The sequence below is a fragment of the Gordonia sp. PP30 genome, assembly GCF_023100845.1.
In the GTDB taxonomy this organism is placed as follows: Bacteria; Actinomycetota; Actinomycetes; order Mycobacteriales; family Mycobacteriaceae; genus Gordonia.
Map to the genome: position 1 here is coordinate 1,510,996 of NZ_CP095864.1, position 16,076 is coordinate 1,527,071.

The following is a 16,076-nucleotide window of genomic DNA, read 5'->3' on the forward strand; positions in this document are numbered from 1 at the left end:
GACCGGGTCAGAACGGCGGCTCTTCGGGGAAGCCCGGGTATCCGCCGTCGGCGTCGCGGGCGTGGCGTTCGCGGCGGTTGGCCTCGCGTTCGGCACGGCGGCGTGCGTGTTTGGCCTGCGTGCGGGTCCGTGCCCGGTCTGGACCCAGGTCGTAGGCGTCGTGATCGGGTCGGCCGGCTCGCGATGTCTGTCCGGCGAGTTGGTGCCGGCAGCGCAGTCGCTCCAGTCGAGGGAATAGCCACTGGTTGGGTGCGAGGGTTTCGGTGGTAATCCCGAACAGGGTCATCGCGCAGTGGTAGAGGCCGTCGTCGTCGATCCAGAGTTCGTCGACGAATCCGGGGAGATGGGTTTTCGCGAGGTGGTGATAGCGACACTTCGGCAAGAGGTTGCACAAGCAGGTCGGTCCGCCCTCGCGAGGGCAGACCTGATCGAACTCGGTGACGTGGTCGAGATCGCAGGAGAATGCGGCGTGTCCGCAGCCGGGGATCGAGCAGGTGCCCCAGAGGAACCGGGCGACGGTGTCGGTGACGGTGTTCGGCCGATAGGGGTCGCTCGGCAGAGTGGTACGGCTGATGACTCGCCCGGACGGTGCCGAGTGAGCGCTCGCGGCGTCCGCGATCGTTGCGTCAGCGATGTCGAAGGGAATGGCGCGGTCGGCGATATACGCCAGAGCAGCCGTATCGACAGCAGCCCAGTCGACGCCGCCGAAGACCGAATCGAACCAGGCCCCGATGTCGTTGGAGCACGTCTCCGCGCACGGGCCGCCACTGTTCGGTGGACCGGAGCCGGACGGGTGACCACCGCGCGGCGCGTCCGGAACAGAGTGATCGATGAGCGCGGCCGGGTCCTTCTGTCCGGCCGGGTCGATCCCCTCGGTGAGGTCGTCTCGCTCGGTGAGGTCGTGCAGTCCGGCCTCGCGCACCAGTTGGGCGAAGAGGACGGCGATGTCGGCATCGTCGAGATCACAGACACGCCGTGACCAACATGCCGAGTCGCCCCGGAGCGCGGCCGGGTCTGATCGGTCCGTGGTGACCGGACCCATGCCGGTATCGAGGCCGTCCCGGCCCTCCTCGGCGGCGTCGCCCTCACCGCATCCGACGTGCAGATCGGATTCGGGTGCGCACTGGGCGCGGTCCCGGGCTCTGATGCCGCCAAGGCTCGAGTCTTCGGCGTCGGTGGCATCTTCTGTGGTGTCTGCCTCGATGTCGTCGTGGCTCTCGTCGTCGCGCGGGTCGTCTGCGGCGGGGCCGGGGCGCCGGTGATCGCCTCCGCGCTCGTCGGAGGTGGCGGGGCGGGGTCGTCGTCGATGCACCGCGGCGTCGCCGCTGGTCGTGACCGGATCGCCGGCTTCGGCCGGATCGCTGTGACCAGTGGAGTCGGTGGGCTCGCACACGTCGTTGAGGTCGACCGGCCGGATCACCGCATCCTCCCGACCAGCGAGATCCCGGGCGTGATCAGCCGAGATCACCCCGTGCCCGTCCAGATAACCCGGCTGGTCGCCGCCCTCTAGCGTGGCCGAATCGACGATGACGTGGATCACCACTCGCTTGAGTCGCTCATCCAACGCGGCCGGATCGGGCCGGGCGGTGCAGTCCTCACGCCCGCACCGGCAGGTGAACTCCTGTCCGGTGACTCGGGCGTTGATCGCATCGGCCCGCCGGGCACCGGCGGTCCGCGGATCATGTGCGCACACCCCGGCGGCGAACGCGTCCGCGGCAGCCAGCAGCAGACGATTGTCCTCGGCCGGAGCAACGATCGTGACCGCCGACATCCCGTCCGGCCGCGTATCGACGTAGACGGTGCGGCGGGCCTTGGCGTCTTCGCGCCGGCGCCGCGCCGCATCCGGATCGGCCAAGGCGAGGAACCGGTTCGCCAGATCGGTGACCTGTTTCTCCGAGAGCACCGCACGCCGACCGTGGAGCCGGAGAAGTTCTCCGCTGAGCTGGGCGTCCAGGGCGGCGAGCGTGACCGGGTCGGTCACCAACTCGACCGCCAGGACCAGTTTGTGGAACCGTCGCCGGTCCAGAATCCCGTCCCGCAACAACACCGCACACCGGGGAAGCCGGTCGCGGGCGGCGAACGCATCGTCGAGCAACGCCCTTGATGCTCGGTGCCCTCGACATACTGGGCCAGACACAGGATCACCTGCGCATCGACGTCGAGGAGTTTATGCGCGGCCCGCCCCGCATCCTCGACCGCCTCGGCGGCGGCCTTCGCGGCGACCTGATCGTAGATCACGAGCGCACCCTGGAACTGTGTCCAATCCAGGAACGCGTGAGCCTTCTTCACCGTATTGATCCGCCCGGCCACCTCGGCCTGCGTCAATCCGGACACGTCCTGCCCGGCAGGACCCAGACCGAGAGCAGACAAGTCCGCGGCCGGCCACGCCGACGGCGCGAATCCGAGCAACATACCCACCATCCACTCGACGATCCGTGCTGGTCAACATCGGTTTTCCGGCGTCTTTGTGCTGTTGGCTACATCATGACACGACCCTCCGACAATCCGAACAGATGAACGACTTGCCTCGGCCGGGAGGGAGGTCTCGACTCCGCTCGACCATCATGACGAGCCCCTCGACCGACACCGCGAATCTCACTCGACAAGTCACCGGTGGCGGAGGCGGCGATGACTCGTGTCGCAGAAGGGCTTGATTCGGCTGCGGCCGCATTGGCACAGTGCGACTTTGAAACGATCGCAGTAGAGAGTGGTGCCGTGATAGTCGATCTCCACCGGACCGTCGATGATCAGCGGACCGCCGCGCACCATGCGCACGCGGCGGGCGGGACGGTCGGGGCCGGCGGTCATCGTCGACTCCGGCGGGCGAGCAGGACGGTGAGCAGTTCGCCGGGTTCGTGTGCACCGAGAAGCCCGCGCCGGATGAGCCAGCCGCGCCGCGCGCGGATCACGGGGCCGAACGGAATGCGAAAGAATCCCGCTTTGACGACGTGAAAGCCGTTGTGGTGCAACAGGTCCCAGGTCCGTTCGGGTTGGGCGAGCTGCGACTGCACGACGAGCAGATGTCCCTCCGGTGCGACGAGATCAGAAGCCCGGCGACACAGCGTATCGAGGACGGCGCGGCCGTCGATCCCGGCATCCCAGGCGTGCGCCGGGCCCGGCACCGCACGACAGTCCGCCGGATCCGACGGCGCCGGGACGTACGGCGGATTGCAGGTCACGATGTCGAAGAGTTCCGGGTGGGTGAATTCGGCGACGGTGCCCTCCAGCGTCGTCCATGTCGGCGACGAACTGCGTGCGCGGGCGGCGGCGACGGCATGCTCGCTGGAATCGACGCCGATCACCTCGCGGGCGCCGAGCCTGAGCGCGGCGGCGGCGACAGGGCCCGATCCGGTACACAGATCGAGCACCCGCCGACCGCGGACCGGCAGACGGGACAGCGCGTCGATCAGCAGTCGAGTGTCTTCCTGAGGCCGGTAGACCGTGGCCGCAGCGGCGGGCGCCGGGGCAGTCACTGGGGCCCTCGCGAGTCGGGCGGGACCGGCGGATGCGGATGATGGCGCCGATAGTCGGCGGCCTCCTCCGCGGTGACCTCCGGGATCAACGGATCGTGCTCGGCACGGTCGTGCTGGGGCCGCGTGGTGAGCGCGGCACGCCCGCCCACCAGGCAGCCTAGCGCCAACGCCGTGCAGACGACGGCGCCGGCGACCCAGCCCGTCAGTGCCCAGCCGAGGGCCGCGGCGGCGATCGCCATGCCGATCAGTGCGATCGCGATCAGAAGCAGAACGTAGCCGAGGAGCCCGAGCGCCTTCAGCGGCCGGGCCACTTCGCCGGGGAGCAGGTCGGCCGCCGGATCGTGGGCGGGCCTTCGGGGCCCGCTCATGACCGCACTCCGGCGTTGTCGACGAGTTCGCGGTTGCCGTCGCGCCGGGCGCAGTTCGCGCAGCAGTAGATGGACACGTCGTCTTGGACGCCGTGGCCGATGATCGCGCAGCCGCACCGCGCGCACCGCGGGGCGTGACCGGCGATGGCGCACTCGAAGCTGTCGTAGACGCCGCGTCCCGGCAGTCCTTCCACCGAGATCAGCAGTGCGTTGCGGTACTCGTTGCCGCAGATGTCACAGGTAGCCATGGGAATCCTCTCTCCGGCGGCGTGGTCTCGACTCCGCTCGCCCGGTATGCGTCACGGGCTGAGCGGTGAACGGATGCGAACGGGAGGGGAGCGTCATCGCGTTTCCCCTCCCGCCCCGTGTCACTGGCCGCCGTGGCTGTGCTCGCCGCCGCGGACCTTGGCCTCGTGCGGCTGCTGCTCGGCACCCTTGCGGCCGGCCTCATGCGGGTCGGCGCCTTCCGGGGAACCGAACTTGCCCGGGCTGGCCTCGCCGCCCTTGTGAGCCTGTTCCTCCGTGTCGGACCGGTTGCCGAACTGTCCTGGGTTGTTCGGATCTGCCATCGTCGAACACCTCCTTGTCGTGTGTTGTCGCGGAAGCTCCGCGGCCAAGGAGTACCCGAGCGGGCGAGTGCTAAACGTCAGCCGGCGAGAATCGCCGTGACCTCCGGTGAGGCGTAGAACGGGGCGAGCTGTTCGCGCACGATCCGCTCCAGTTCGCCGTTCGCGGCGGACGCCGCCAGCAGACGGGGTGCCATCTGGACGGCGTAGCCGACCAGATCGTCGCGGGTCAGGTCGATGTCCTCGATGAGCACGGCCGCGGGGTGCCCCGCATAGGTGTCGAAGAATCCGTCGACGAACGCCTCGGCCAGCGCGATGACCGGCCGGCTCGTGGCGGCCGCGATCACGACGTCCTGGGCCAGCCCGGCGACGCGCAGGGCGTCGTCGGGGGAGAGCACGGTGTCGTGGCGGCGGACCGGGCGATCGGCGTACAGATCGAAGACCTCCAGGACGGCGGTCCGGGTCTGCGGGTCGTTCAGGGTGGCGATGATGATCTTGTTCAGCCTGCTCATCGCGAATTCCGCGCCCTTGGCGGCGGTGTCGCCGAAGAACTGCTCGAACTGCTCGCCGGTCTTCCCGATGGCCTTGCCGGCGACGGAGGTGCCCAGGTTGACCAGCGAGCCGACGCCGGGGATCTTCTCGGCGACCGCGCGATTGCCCGCGAGGACGTCGTTCACGATGCGCCCGACGAAGCGGGACGCCAGCGAGGCGACGAGCGGGCTGCTGGTGAGCTCGTCCAGCGCGCGTTCGAGGGCGGGGGTGAGCGCGAGCGTCTCGTCGGTGAGCCGTTCGATGTTGTCGCGGTCGATGAGTTCGCGGAGCGTGTACTCACCGGCCGGGTTGCCGACCACGATCGACGCTCCCGACTCGGCGAGCGTCGTCGCTGCGGAACTGGCCGGCAGCCGCGCGGCGAGAAGTCTGACCAGGGACTTCACCTGGGCGGGGTCGACCAGCTCGCCCACGGTCGTCTTCTCGGCGGCGGCCAGGACGTCGTCGACGAGCCGAGTGGTGACCTCGGTGACCTCGTCGCCGGTGAGGCGTCCCAGCGCCCAGCGGACCTGCGCGTCGAGCAGTTGCTCGGCGATCGATACGTCGCTCATGGCGGTCAGTTCAGCCCGTCCCGGCGCTTCTGCTCCTCGTACTGCGCAGCGGCGCTCTCGTGCTCGGGATTCTCGGTGATCAACGACTGGCCGCCGAACTCGCGGTAGAGCGCGAACACCGCGAGGATCAGGCCGAGGACGCCGCACGCGTAGGTGCTGCCGGGGACGTGCGACCATCCGCGGTTGACGACGTCGACGATCGCCCAGATCACCCCGACGAAGCCGAGGCCGACCATGAGGACCAGGAATCCGCTCACACGCATGGCGTTCATCCTGCCATGGGCGTGTGCGATGGCCCGGGCACCAGTCGGCTTCGTGTTTTCCGCCTACGCTGAGCACATGACCGACCTGCCGGACCCGCCGCACGCCCGCGCCCTCGACCGCGACACCGCGCTCTGCGTCTCGCTCGCCGCGCGGCCGTCGAACCACGGCACCCGATTCCACAATTACCTGTACAACGCGCTCGGGCTGAACTACGTCTACAAGTCCTTCGCACCGCGCGACCTCGCCGCCGCCGTCGAAGGCATCCGCGGCCTCCCGATCCGCGGCGCCGCGGTATCGATGCCGTACAAGGAAGCGGTGATCGACCTGGTCGACATCATGGAACCGTCGGCCGCGGCGATCGAATCGGTGAACACGATCGTCAACGACGACGGGGTGCTGCGCGCCTACAACACCGACTATCAGGCCGTCGCCGACCTGCTCGAGGGGTCCGGATTCGACCGCGCCTGGCCGGTCGCCGTCGCCGGCAGCGGCGGGATGGCCAAGGCCGTGGTGGCGGCCTTGCGCGACACCGGGTTCGGCGACGTCACCGTCGTCGCCCGCAACACCTCCACCGGCACCGACCTCGCCGGCCGCTACGGGTTCGCCTACCGCCCGGTGCTGAACGACGACGACCGCCCCGCGCTCCTGGTCAACGCCACCCCGATCGGGATGGCGGGTGACGCGGCGGAGTCGGCACCCTTCCCGGACGCGGTGATCGACGCCGCCCTGGCCGGGTTCGACGTGGTCGCGATGCCGCCGGACACCCCGCTGGTACGACGACTGCGCGCCGCGGACAAGCCGGTGATCAGCGGCGACGCGGTGATCGCCGGTCAGGCGGCACTGCAGTTCGTGCTGTACACCGGTGTCACCCCGCCGCCCGAACTGGTCCGGGCGGCGTCGGAATACGCGAGGTCGTAGGGGCGCCGCCGGTCACGACGTTCACATCCCCGGCAGGTCGATCTCGACGGGGAACGGATCGGCGGTACGGAACACGCCGGTGACGGGCGGACACGATTCGGTGTACTCGCCGTCGTCGCCGAGTCTCAGCACGGTGAGTGAGCGGTCGGGTTCCAGAATCCAGTAGTGCGGGATGCCCGCGCGGGCGTATTCGTACCGCTTCATCACCCGGTCGGTCCCGGCACTGCCCGGGGAGACTATCTCCACGACGAGGACGACGTCCGAGGCCGCGACAGGCTGTGGGCCTCCGGTGCGGATCACGGCGATGTCGGGCACTCGCACCGTCGCGGGGCCGCGCGCTTCGACGACGACATCGATCTCGCCGAATCCCTGTATACCCGGCGGGCAGGCGGCACGCAGCGCCGCCAGCATCTCGAACTGCGCGTTCTGATGCTCTTGTCTCGGCCTCGGTGACACCCGCAGTACGCCCTCTTGCAGCTCGGTGTGAACGAGCTCGTCCTCGGGCATCGCGGCCCAGTCGGACAGCGTCAGCAACCCGAGAGGCTCGGGCATGGGGGAGTGCTGCGCGGTCATACGACCACGATAGGCGCGCACCCGGACGGCGGAAAGCGCGTTGTCCACAGGCCCGGCCGCAGCCCGATTGTCGCCCGCGACCGGCGCGGCCATAGAATGGGGAGCCGTGACTCCCACCGATCTCGCCGCCCTGATTCGTGCTGCGACGCTGGCTGTTTTCGCCGCGCACGACCTGGACGTTTCGCTCGTCCCCGAGACCGTGGTGGTGGAGCGGCCCCGCAACCCTGAGCACGGCGACTACGCCACCAACATCGCACTTCAGCTGGGCAAGCGGGCCGGCGTCAACCCGCGCGAGCTGGCCGGCTGGCTGGTCGAGGAACTGCGGGCGTCCGACGGCATCGACGACGCCGACTTCGCCGGTCCGGGTTTCGTGAACCTGCGGCTGGCCGCCGCGGCGCAGAACGCGACCGTGGCGACCATCCTGGAGCAGGGCGAGAAGTACGGTCTCGGCGACGAACTCGCCGATTCGGTGGTCAACCTCGAATTCGTCTCGGCCAACCCGACCGGCCCGATCCACCTCGGCGGCACCCGCTGGGCCGCCGTCGGCGACGCCCTCGGCCGTGTTCTGGCCGCCCGCGGCGCCACGGTGACCCGCGAGTACTACTTCAACGACCACGGCGAACAGATCAACCGCTTCGCCCGCTCTCTCGAGGCCGCCGCCCGCGGTCTCCCGGCGCCGGAGGACGGCTACGCCGGCGAGTACATCAACGACATCGCCGACGCGGTGGTCGCCGCTCACCCGGGCGTGCTGGACGAGTCCGACGACGAGCGCCTGGAGACCTTCCGCGCGCAGGGTGTCGACCTGATGTTCACCCACATCAAGCGGACGCTCGCCGAGTTCGGCACCGTCTTCGACGTCTACACCCACGAGAACTCGATGTTCGATCGCGGCCTGGTCGAGGACGCGATCGCCGACCTCAAGGCCAGCGACAACCTGTACGAGGCCGACGGTGCCTGGTGGCTGCGCTCCACCAATTACGGCGACGACAAGGACCGTGTGGTCCTCAAGAGCGACGGCAACGCCGCCTACATCGCCGGTGACATCGCGTACCTCAAGGACAAGCACGACCGCGGCTTCAATCACCTCATCTACATGCTCGGCGCCGACCACCACGGCTATGTGGTGCGCCTGAAGGCGGCCGCGGCCGCGCTCGGCTACGACGCGGACAGCGTCGAGGTGCTGATCGGGCAGATGGTGAACCTGGTGCGCGACGGCAAGTCGGTCCGCATGAGCAAGCGGGCTGGCACCGTCATCACCCTCGACGACCTCGTGGAGGCCGTCGGCGTCGACGCCGCCCGCTACGCGCTGATCCGCTCGTCCATCGACGCCAACATCGACATCGACCTCGACCTGCTGCGCAAGCAGTCCGCGGAGAATCCGGTCTACTACGTGCAGTACGCCCACGCGCGACTCTGCGCGCTCGCCCGCAACGCCGCGGAACTGGGCCTGACCGCGAGCCTCGATCACCTCGACCTGCTCACCGACCCGGCCGAGGGTGAGCTGATCCGGACCCTCGGCGACTTCGGCTCCACGGTGGCCACCGCCGCGGAACTGCGTGAGCCGCACCGGATTCCGCGCTACCTGGAAAGCCTCGCCGGGAGCTACCACCGCTTTTACGCCCACTGCCGCGTGCTGCCCCAGGGTGACGAGGAGGCGGGCGACGTGCATGCCGCGCGTCTCGCCCTGTGCGCCGCGACCCGCCAGGTGCTCGCCAACGGCCTCGACATGGTCGGCGTCAGCGCCCCCGAACGGATGTAGAGAACCGATATGGCACACCCCGCAGGCCCCCGGCACGCCGAGATCCTGGCCGCCCCGCATCTCGCGGAGCGGCCGAGTTCCCCCGAGGCGATGGCCGAGATTCCCGCAAATGTCTTCCCGCGCAACGCTTCTCGTGATGCCGATGGTGTCCTGGAGATCGCCGGAGTGACCGTCGACCGACTGGCCGCCGACTACGGGACGCCGCTCTTCGTCTACGACGAGGACGACTTCCGTTCGCGCTGCGCCGACATGCAAGCGGCCTTCGCGCCCTACGGCCGCGTGCACTACGCGTCGAAGGCCTTCCTCTCGGTGCAGATCGCCACGTGGGTCGAATCCGAGGGCCTGTCGCTCGACGTGTGTTCCGGCGGCGAGCTCGCGGTGGCCCTGCGCGCCGGTTTCCCGGCCGAGCGGATCGCCCTGCACGGCAACAACAAGAGCGAGACCGAGCTGGCCGCCGCGCTCGACGCGGGCATCGGGCACGTGGTGCTCGATTCGATGATCGAGATCGAGCGCCTGGACCGCCTCGCCGGGGAGCGCGGCGTGGTCGCGGACGTGCTGGTCCGCGTCACTCCGGGCGTCGAGGCGCACACCCACGAGTTCATCTCGACCGCCCACGAGGACCAGAAGTTCGGCTTCGCGCTGAACGGCGGAGTGGCGATGGACGCCGTGCGGGCCGTGTTCGCCACCGACCATCTGCGCCTGGTCGGCCTGCACAGCCACATCGGCTCGCAGATATTCGAGATCGACGGCTTCGAACTGGCCGCCCACCGTGTCCTCGGCCTGCTCGCCGAGATCGTCGCCGAGTTCGGCGTCGCGAAGACCTCGCAGATCGAGACGTTGGATCTCGGTGGGGGACTGGGCATTTCGTACATGCCGAGCGATGATCCGCCGCCGGTCAAGGTCCTCGCCGATGCGCTGGCCGCGATCGTTCAGCGGGAGTCCGCACAACTCGGACTGCCGACCCCGAAGATCGCCGTCGAACCCGGCCGCGCCATCGCCGGACCGGCCGGTGTCACCCTCTACCGCGTCGGCACCGTCAAGGACGTCGCGCTCGACGGCAAGGCCGTGCGACGGTACGTCTCGGTGGACGGCGGTATGAGCGACAACATCCGCACCGTGCTGTACGACGCCGAGTACGACGTCCGGCTGGCCTCGCGCGCGTCGCAGGCCCGCGCCGTGGTGTGCCGCGTGGTCGGCAAGCACTGCGAGAGCGGGGACATCGTCGTCCGCGACTGCTGGCTGCCCGAGGACCTGCGGCCCGGTGACCTGCTGGCCGTCGGCGCCACCGGCGCGTACTGCTATTCCATGTCGAGCCGCTACAACCTGGTGCCGCGGCCCGCGGTGGTGGCGGTTCGCGACGGCGCCGCCCGCACCCTGCTGCGGCGAGAGAGCGTCGATGACTTCCTGAGCCTGGAGGTAGGCAATGAGTGACTCCGCAGTGCAGGAGCTTCCGGGGCGCCCGATCGGCGTCGCGGTCCTGGGGATGGGCAATGTCGGCACCGAAGTGGTCCGCATCCTCATCGAGAACGCCGACGACATCCGCGCCCGCGTCGGTGCGCCGGTGGAGCTGCGCGGTGTCGCCGTGCGCGACACCGCGCGGGAACGCCCGGGCATCGACCCGGCGCTGCTGACCGGCGACGCCGAGGCACTCGTCGCCCGTGACGACGTGGACCTCGTGGTGGAGCTGGTCGGCGGCATCGAGCCGCCGCGGACGCTGATCCGCGCCGCTCTGGAGGCCGGCAAGTCGGTGATCACCGCCAACAAGGCGCTGATGGCTGCGTATTCCGGCGAGCTGTCGGAGGCGGCGGCGCGCAATCGCGTCGACCTGTACTTCGAGGCCGCCGTCGCCGGTGCGATCCCGGTGATCCGGCCGCTGACCCAGTCGCTCGCCGGTGACTCGGTGAACCGGGTGGCAGGCATCGTCAACGGCACCACCAACTACATCCTCTCGGAGATGGCCGAGACCGGCGCCGACTACGCCGACGTGCTCGCCGAGGCCGGTCGCCTGGGCTACGCCGAGGCCGATCCGACCGCCGACGTGGAGGGCTACGACGCCGCCGCCAAGGCCGCCATTCTCGCCTCCATCGCCTTCCACTCGCGGGTGACCGCCGACGACGTCTACCGCGAGGGCATCACCGCGATCACCGCCGACGACCTCGAAGCGGCGAAGAAGTTCGACTGCACCGTCAAGCTCCTCGCGATCTGCGAGCGACTGAATGATGAAGGGGCAGAACGGATTTCGGCACGCGTCTACCCGGCGCTGATTCCGCTGGAGCATCCCCTGGCGGCCGTCAACGGTGCGTTCAACGCCGTCGTCGTCGAATCCGAGAACGCCGGCCGGCTGATGTTCTACGGGCAGGGCGCCGGTGGCGCGCCCACCGCCGCCGCCGTGATGGGCGATCTGGTGATGGCCGCGCGCAACCGCGTCTACAGCGGCCGCGGTCCGCTGGAGTCGACCTACGCGTCGCTGCCGATCGCGCCGATCGACGACGTGCCCACCCGCTACTACGTGTCGATGCGCGTCGCCGACCGCCCCGGTGTGCTCGCCCAGATCTCCGGCGCGTTCGCCGAACGCGGCGTGAGCATCTCCGCCATGCGCCAGGAGGGTGCGGGCGAGGACGCGCGCCTGATCATCGTCACCCATCGCGCCTCCGACCGCGCTCAGTCGGAAACCGTTGCCGGACTTGAAGAAATGGACTCCGTGATCGAGGTGTCCAGTGTGCTCCGCCTGGAGGGAACCGATGACTGACACCACCTACGCACCTGTTCACCGCGGCTGGCCCGGCCTGATCGAGGCCTACCGCTCGCGCATGCCGGTCGGCGACGACTGGAAGATCGTGACGCTGCTCGAGGGCGGCACCCCGCTGATCTCGGCGCCGTACCTCAGCGAGGTCACCGGCTGCGAGGTCTACCTCAAGGTCGAGGGCCTCAACCCGACAGGGTCGTTCAAGGACCGCGGCATGACGATGGCCGTCACCACCGCCGTCAACAACGGCAAGCGCGCCGTGCTGTGCGCGTCCACCGGCAACACCTCCGCCTCGGCGGCCGCCTACGCCACCCGCGCGGGCATCACCAGCGCGGTGCTGATCCCCGAGGGCAAGATCGCGATGGGCAAGCTGGCCCAGGCCGTGATGCACGGTGCCAAGGTGATCCAGGTGCAGGGCAACTTCGACGACTGTCTGGAGCTGGCCCGCAAGGTGACCTCCGACTACCCGGAGATCGAGCTGGTCAACTCGGTGAATCCGGCTCGCATCGAGGGCCAGAAGACGGCGTCGTTCGAGATCGTCGACGTCCTCGGCCGGGCCCCCGACGTGCACGCTCTCCCGGTCGGCAACGCGGGCAACATCACCGCGTACTGGAAGGGCTACAAGGAGTACCACGCCGACGGGATCATCGACGCGCTGCCGCGGATGCTCGGCGTCCAGGCCGCCGGCGCCGCGCCGCTCGTCCTCGGCGAGCCGGTACTGAACCCGGAGACCATCGCCACCGCGATCCGCATCGGTGCCCCGGCCAGCTGGAACCAGGCCGTCGCCGCCAAGGAGGAGTCGAACGGCCAGTTCCGGGCCGCGACCGACGAGAAGCTGCTGGAGGCCTACCGCCTGCTCGCCGGGAAGGTCGGCGTCTTCGTCGAGCCCGCCTCGGCCGCCAGCGTGGCCGGCCTGCTCGCCGCTCACGCCGACGGCTGGGTGAAGCCCGGCTCGCTGGTGGTCTGCACCGTCACCGGCAACGGCCTGAAGGATCCGGACACCGCCCTGCGCGACATGCCGCAGGTGGATGCCATCGCCGTCGACCCGGTTGCGGTCGCCGGGGCGCTCGGCGTGGGATAGTACGTCCTCATGAGTGCTAGCCCCCTCGCGCTGCTCGGCGCACCGGACGCGGACCTGCGGCTGAGCCCCGGCCTGCGTGCCGGCGTGCGCGTCCCGGCGTCGTCGGCCAACCTCGGCCCCGGCTTCGACTGTCTCGGCCTGGCGCTGGGCGTGTACGACGACATCGTCGTGACGGTGACCGACGGCGGCGTGGCCGTCGAGGTGACCGGCGAGGCCGCCGGCGACGTGCCGCGCGACGGCCGTCATCTGGTGGCCCGCGCGGTGATTCGCGGTCTGGAGTTCGCCGGTATCGCCGCGCCGGGACTGCACCTGAAGTGCACCAACGTCATTCCGCACTCGCGCGGCCTGGGGTCGTCGGCCGCGGCGGTGGTCGGCGGGCTGGCCGCCGCGTCGGCGCTCATCGCCGCCGACGGACGACGTCCCGCGCTCACCGACGACGAGTTGGTGCAGCTCTCCGGTGAGTTCGAGGGGCACCCCGACAACGCCGCCGCCAGCGTGCTCGGCGGCGCCGTGGTGACCTGGATGACCGACGAGTCCGGCCACACCGGCTACTTCGCCCGCCGCCTGCACCTGCACCCGGCGATCGTCGCCACCGCGTTCGTCCCGCAGATCGAGTCGTCGACGGCCGTGACCCGCGGGCTGCTGCCCGACGCGGTGCCCCGCGGCGACGCGATCTTCAACCTGAGTCGTGCGGCACTGGCCGTCGTCGCACTCACCAGCGATCCCGGCTGTCTGATGGAGGCCACCCGGGACCGCCTGCATCAGGACTACCGATCGACGGCGCTGCCGGAGACCACGGCGCTGGTCGCGGAGCTGCGGCGCCGCGGACACGCGGCGACCGTGTCGGGCGCCGGTCCGTCGGTCCTGGTGCTGGGGGAGGCCGAACTCGGCGACGACGCCCGCGCCCTGGGGGCCGAACACGGCTTCGCGATGCTGTCGCTGCCCATCGGCGAGGGTGTCAAACCCCACAACTGACCGGTACGGTGCTACACTGGCAGCGTTCCGCCGCGAAGACATCTTCTCTCACGTCTTCGGTACACACCGCCACAGGCCGTCGACTCCGACCGGCCGCAGCGTCGGCCGGTCGTGATCTTTCGCCGCGGCGGAGCACAGAGAATCTCCACACCACTTCTTCATTGTTGTGGGCCCGGCGGCCTCTGCCGCGGGCAACGAAAGGACATCCGTGACCGATACGGACCTGAGCACTCCCGACACGGCCAAGCGCGGCCTCAGCAGCATGCTGCTCCCGGAACTCCGCACCGTGGCCGCCGGCCTGGGCATCAAGGGCATTTCGGGAATGCGCAAGGGCGCGCTGATCGACGCGATCCGCGCTCAGCAGTCCGGTGGGGCCGCGAACACCGCACCTGCCGAGAAGCCCGCCGCCGACAAGCCCGTCGTCGCGAAGACGGCCGAGAAGGCCCCGGCGGAGAAGGCCCCGGCCGATTCCGCGCCGAAGTCCGGCCCCGAGCAGGGCGAGGAGCGCGGCCGCGGCGCGCGGCGCGGCGAGAACCGCGACAACCGGAACGGTGAGAACCGGAACGGGGCCAACAAGCCGGACAACGGTGACAAGGGTGCGGCCAAGCAGGGCGACAAGAACACCGCCGACAAGAACAACGACGCGCGCGGCGAGAAGTCCGACGGCAACAAGAACGACGGCAACAGGAACGACGGAAACAGGAACGACGGAAACAGGAACGACGGCGGCAACAAGGGCGGCCAGCGGAACCAGGGCAACCAGGGGCAGGGCGGCCAGAACCAGGGCAACCAGAACCAGGGCAACCAGGGCCCGTCGGACGACGGTGAGGGCGGCGGCCGCCGCCGCGGCCGTCGGCTGCGGGAACGCAACCGCCGCAACCGCGATCGTGGCGACGGTGGCGGCGGGGCGGAGCCGCAGCTGAACGAGGGCGACGTCGTCGCACCGGTCGCCGGCATCCTCGACGTGCTCGACAACTACGCCTTCGTCCGGACCTCCGGCTACCTGCCCGGCCCGAACGACGTCTACGTCTCGATGAACATGGTCCGCCGCTACGGCCTGCGGCGCGGCGACGCGATCACCGGTGCCGTGAAGGTGCCGCGCGACGGCGAGCAGGGCGGCGGGGGCGGCAACCAGCGGCAGAAGTTCAACCCGCTGGTCCGCCTGGACACCGTCAACGGCGGCGATCCGGAGCTGTCGCGCAAGCGGCCCGACTTCACCAAGCTGACGCCGCTGTACCCGAATCAGCGCCTGCGGCTGGAGACCACGCCCGAGCGGCTGTCGACGCGCGTGATCGACCTGATCATGCCGATCGGCAAGGGCCAGCGCGCCCTGATCGTGTCGCCGCCGAAGGCCGGTAAGACCACCATCCTGCAGGACATCGCGAACGCGATCACCACCAACAACCCCGAGTGCCATCTCATGGTCGTGCTGGTGGACGAACGGCCCGAAGAGGTCACCGACATGCAGCGCAGCGTGAAGGGCGAGGTCATCGCCTCCACCTTCGACCGCCCGCCGTCGGACCACACCACCGTCGCCGAACTGGCGATCGAACGCGCCAAGCGTCTCGTGGAACAGGGCAAGGACGTCGTCGTGCTGCTCGACTCGATCACCCGCCTGGGCCGCGCCTACAACAACGCCTCCCCGGCGTCGGGCCGTATCCTGTCCGGTGGTGTCGACTCCACCGCGCTGTACCCGCCGAAGCGGTTCCTCGGCGCGGCGCGCAACATCGAGAACGGCGGTTCGCTCACCATCATCGCTTCCGCGCTGGTGGAGACCGGCTCGACCGGCGACACGGTGATCTTCGAAGAGTTCAAGGGCACCGGCAACGCCGAGCTCAAGCTCGACCGCAAGATCTCCGAGCGCCGCGTCTTCCCGGCCGTCGACGTCAACCTGTCGAGCACCCGCAAGGATGAGCTGCTGCTCTCGCCCGACGAGTTCGCGATCGTGCACAAGCTGCGCCGGCTCCTCGCCGGCCTGGACAGCCAGCAGGCGATCGACCTGCTGGTGAGCCAGCTGAAGAAGACGCGGAACAACGTCGAGTTCCTGATGCAGGTCTCCAAGACCGCCCCGGGCGGTATCGACAACGACTGACCTCGGGTCTTTTCGTCTGGCTTCCGTCGTCTGGGTGGGTCAGTCGTCGGCGCTCCGCGCGGTGCAGGGTGGCCGCGTCGATCGACGTGTTCGGCGTGGACGCCTGGCGAAGTGGCCTTGGCGCGGGAGCGTTGCCTGGACTATTCTCCGCCTCGCCGAGT

The 16,076-nt window shown here is 69.7% G+C and carries 17 protein-coding genes; 7 read left to right on the top strand and 10 right to left on the bottom strand.

Annotation, left to right across the window (positions count from 1 at the left end; translation table 11 throughout):
* Positions 1-7: 7 nt before the first annotated feature.
* From MYK68_RS06955 to MYK68_RS06995, 9 genes are all read right to left on the bottom strand, one after another.
* Entirely contained in the window at positions 8-2,047 is a 2,040-nt protein-coding gene (locus MYK68_RS06955; protein WP_502798305.1) for an HNH endonuclease signature motif containing protein, read from the bottom strand.
* Positions 1,978-2,325: a hypothetical protein gene (locus MYK68_RS06960; RefSeq protein WP_247867146.1), complete on the bottom strand. Its 348-nt coding sequence runs from the start codon at positions 2,323-2,325 to the stop codon at positions 1,978-1,980. Before MYK68_RS06960 ends, MYK68_RS06955 begins: the two co-directional genes overlap by 70 nt.
* A gap of 282 nt (positions 2,326-2,607) precedes the next feature.
* On the bottom strand, positions 2,608-2,808 hold the full coding sequence (locus tag MYK68_RS06965) for a CDGSH iron-sulfur domain-containing protein (protein WP_247867147.1): 201 nt from the start codon (positions 2,806-2,808) through the stop codon (positions 2,608-2,610).
* On the bottom strand, positions 2,805-3,473 hold the full coding sequence (locus MYK68_RS06970) for a methyltransferase (protein WP_247867148.1): 669 nt from the start codon (positions 3,471-3,473) through the stop codon (positions 2,805-2,807). The genes MYK68_RS06965 and MYK68_RS06970 overlap by 4 nt, the downstream gene beginning before the upstream one ends.
* Complete coding sequence (locus tag MYK68_RS06975) at positions 3,470-3,841, bottom strand: hypothetical protein (protein ID WP_247867149.1); 372 nt, start codon at positions 3,839-3,841, stop codon at positions 3,470-3,472. Before MYK68_RS06975 ends, MYK68_RS06970 begins: the two co-directional genes overlap by 4 nt.
* Entirely contained in the window at positions 3,838-4,089 is a 252-nt protein-coding gene (locus MYK68_RS06980; protein ID WP_247867150.1) for a metallothionein, read from the bottom strand. The genes MYK68_RS06975 and MYK68_RS06980 overlap by 4 nt, the downstream gene beginning before the upstream one ends.
* A 120-nt stretch (positions 4,090-4,209) precedes the next feature.
* Positions 4,210-4,410 (bottom strand): hypothetical protein, encoded by a 201-nt coding sequence (locus MYK68_RS06985; protein ID WP_247867151.1) that lies wholly within the window; start codon positions 4,408-4,410, stop codon positions 4,210-4,212.
* Positions 4,411-4,487: 77 nt separating this feature from the next.
* Positions 4,488-5,507, bottom strand: coding sequence for a hypothetical protein (locus tag MYK68_RS06990; protein WP_247867152.1), 1,020 nt, complete (start codon positions 5,505-5,507; stop codon positions 4,488-4,490).
* A 5-nt stretch (positions 5,508-5,512) separates the two neighbouring features.
* Complete coding sequence (locus tag MYK68_RS06995) at positions 5,513-5,770, bottom strand: hypothetical protein (RefSeq protein ID WP_247867153.1); 258 nt, start codon at positions 5,768-5,770, stop codon at positions 5,513-5,515.
* A gap of 76 nt (positions 5,771-5,846) precedes the next feature.
* On the opposite strand from MYK68_RS06995, the gene MYK68_RS07000 reads away from it, so the two are divergent.
* A complete protein-coding gene (locus tag MYK68_RS07000) occupies positions 5,847-6,689 on the top strand; it encodes a shikimate 5-dehydrogenase (RefSeq protein WP_247867154.1) in 843 nt (280 codons plus the stop codon).
* 21 nt (positions 6,690-6,710) lie between these two features.
* On the opposite strand, the gene MYK68_RS07005 is transcribed toward MYK68_RS07000, so the two are convergent.
* On the bottom strand, positions 6,711-7,262 hold the full coding sequence (locus tag MYK68_RS07005) for a Uma2 family endonuclease (RefSeq protein WP_247867155.1): 552 nt from the start codon (positions 7,260-7,262) through the stop codon (positions 6,711-6,713).
* A gap of 106 nt (positions 7,263-7,368) precedes the next feature.
* Between MYK68_RS07005 and argS the strand changes: the two genes are divergently transcribed.
* The 6 genes from argS (at position 7,369) to rho (ending at position 15,915) form a co-directional block, all read left to right on the top strand.
* Positions 7,369-9,021: an arginine--tRNA ligase gene (argS, locus tag MYK68_RS07010; protein ID WP_247867156.1), complete on the top strand. Its 1,653-nt coding sequence runs from the start codon at positions 7,369-7,371 to the stop codon at positions 9,019-9,021.
* A 9-nt stretch (positions 9,022-9,030) separates the two neighbouring features.
* On the top strand, positions 9,031-10,452 hold the full coding sequence (gene lysA / locus MYK68_RS07015; protein WP_247867157.1) for a diaminopimelate decarboxylase: 1,422 nt from the start codon (positions 9,031-9,033) through the stop codon (positions 10,450-10,452).
* A complete protein-coding gene (locus tag MYK68_RS07020; protein ID WP_247867158.1) occupies positions 10,445-11,770 on the top strand; it encodes a homoserine dehydrogenase in 1,326 nt (441 codons plus the stop codon). The genes lysA and MYK68_RS07020 overlap by 8 nt, the downstream gene beginning before the upstream one ends.
* Complete coding sequence (gene thrC, locus MYK68_RS07025; RefSeq protein WP_247867159.1) at positions 11,763-12,848, top strand: threonine synthase; 1,086 nt, start codon at positions 11,763-11,765, stop codon at positions 12,846-12,848. Before MYK68_RS07020 ends, thrC begins: the two co-directional genes overlap by 8 nt.
* Before the next feature lie 9 nt (positions 12,849-12,857).
* Positions 12,858-13,823 (top strand): homoserine kinase, encoded by a 966-nt coding sequence (gene thrB, locus MYK68_RS07030; protein WP_247867160.1) that lies wholly within the window; start codon positions 12,858-12,860, stop codon positions 13,821-13,823.
* A gap of 262 nt (positions 13,824-14,085) precedes the next feature.
* Positions 14,086-15,915, top strand: a complete 1,830-nt coding sequence (gene rho / locus MYK68_RS07035) for a transcription termination factor Rho (protein ID WP_247867956.1) — start codon at positions 14,086-14,088, stop codon at positions 15,913-15,915.
* The last annotated feature ends 161 nt before the right edge of the window (positions 15,916-16,076 follow it).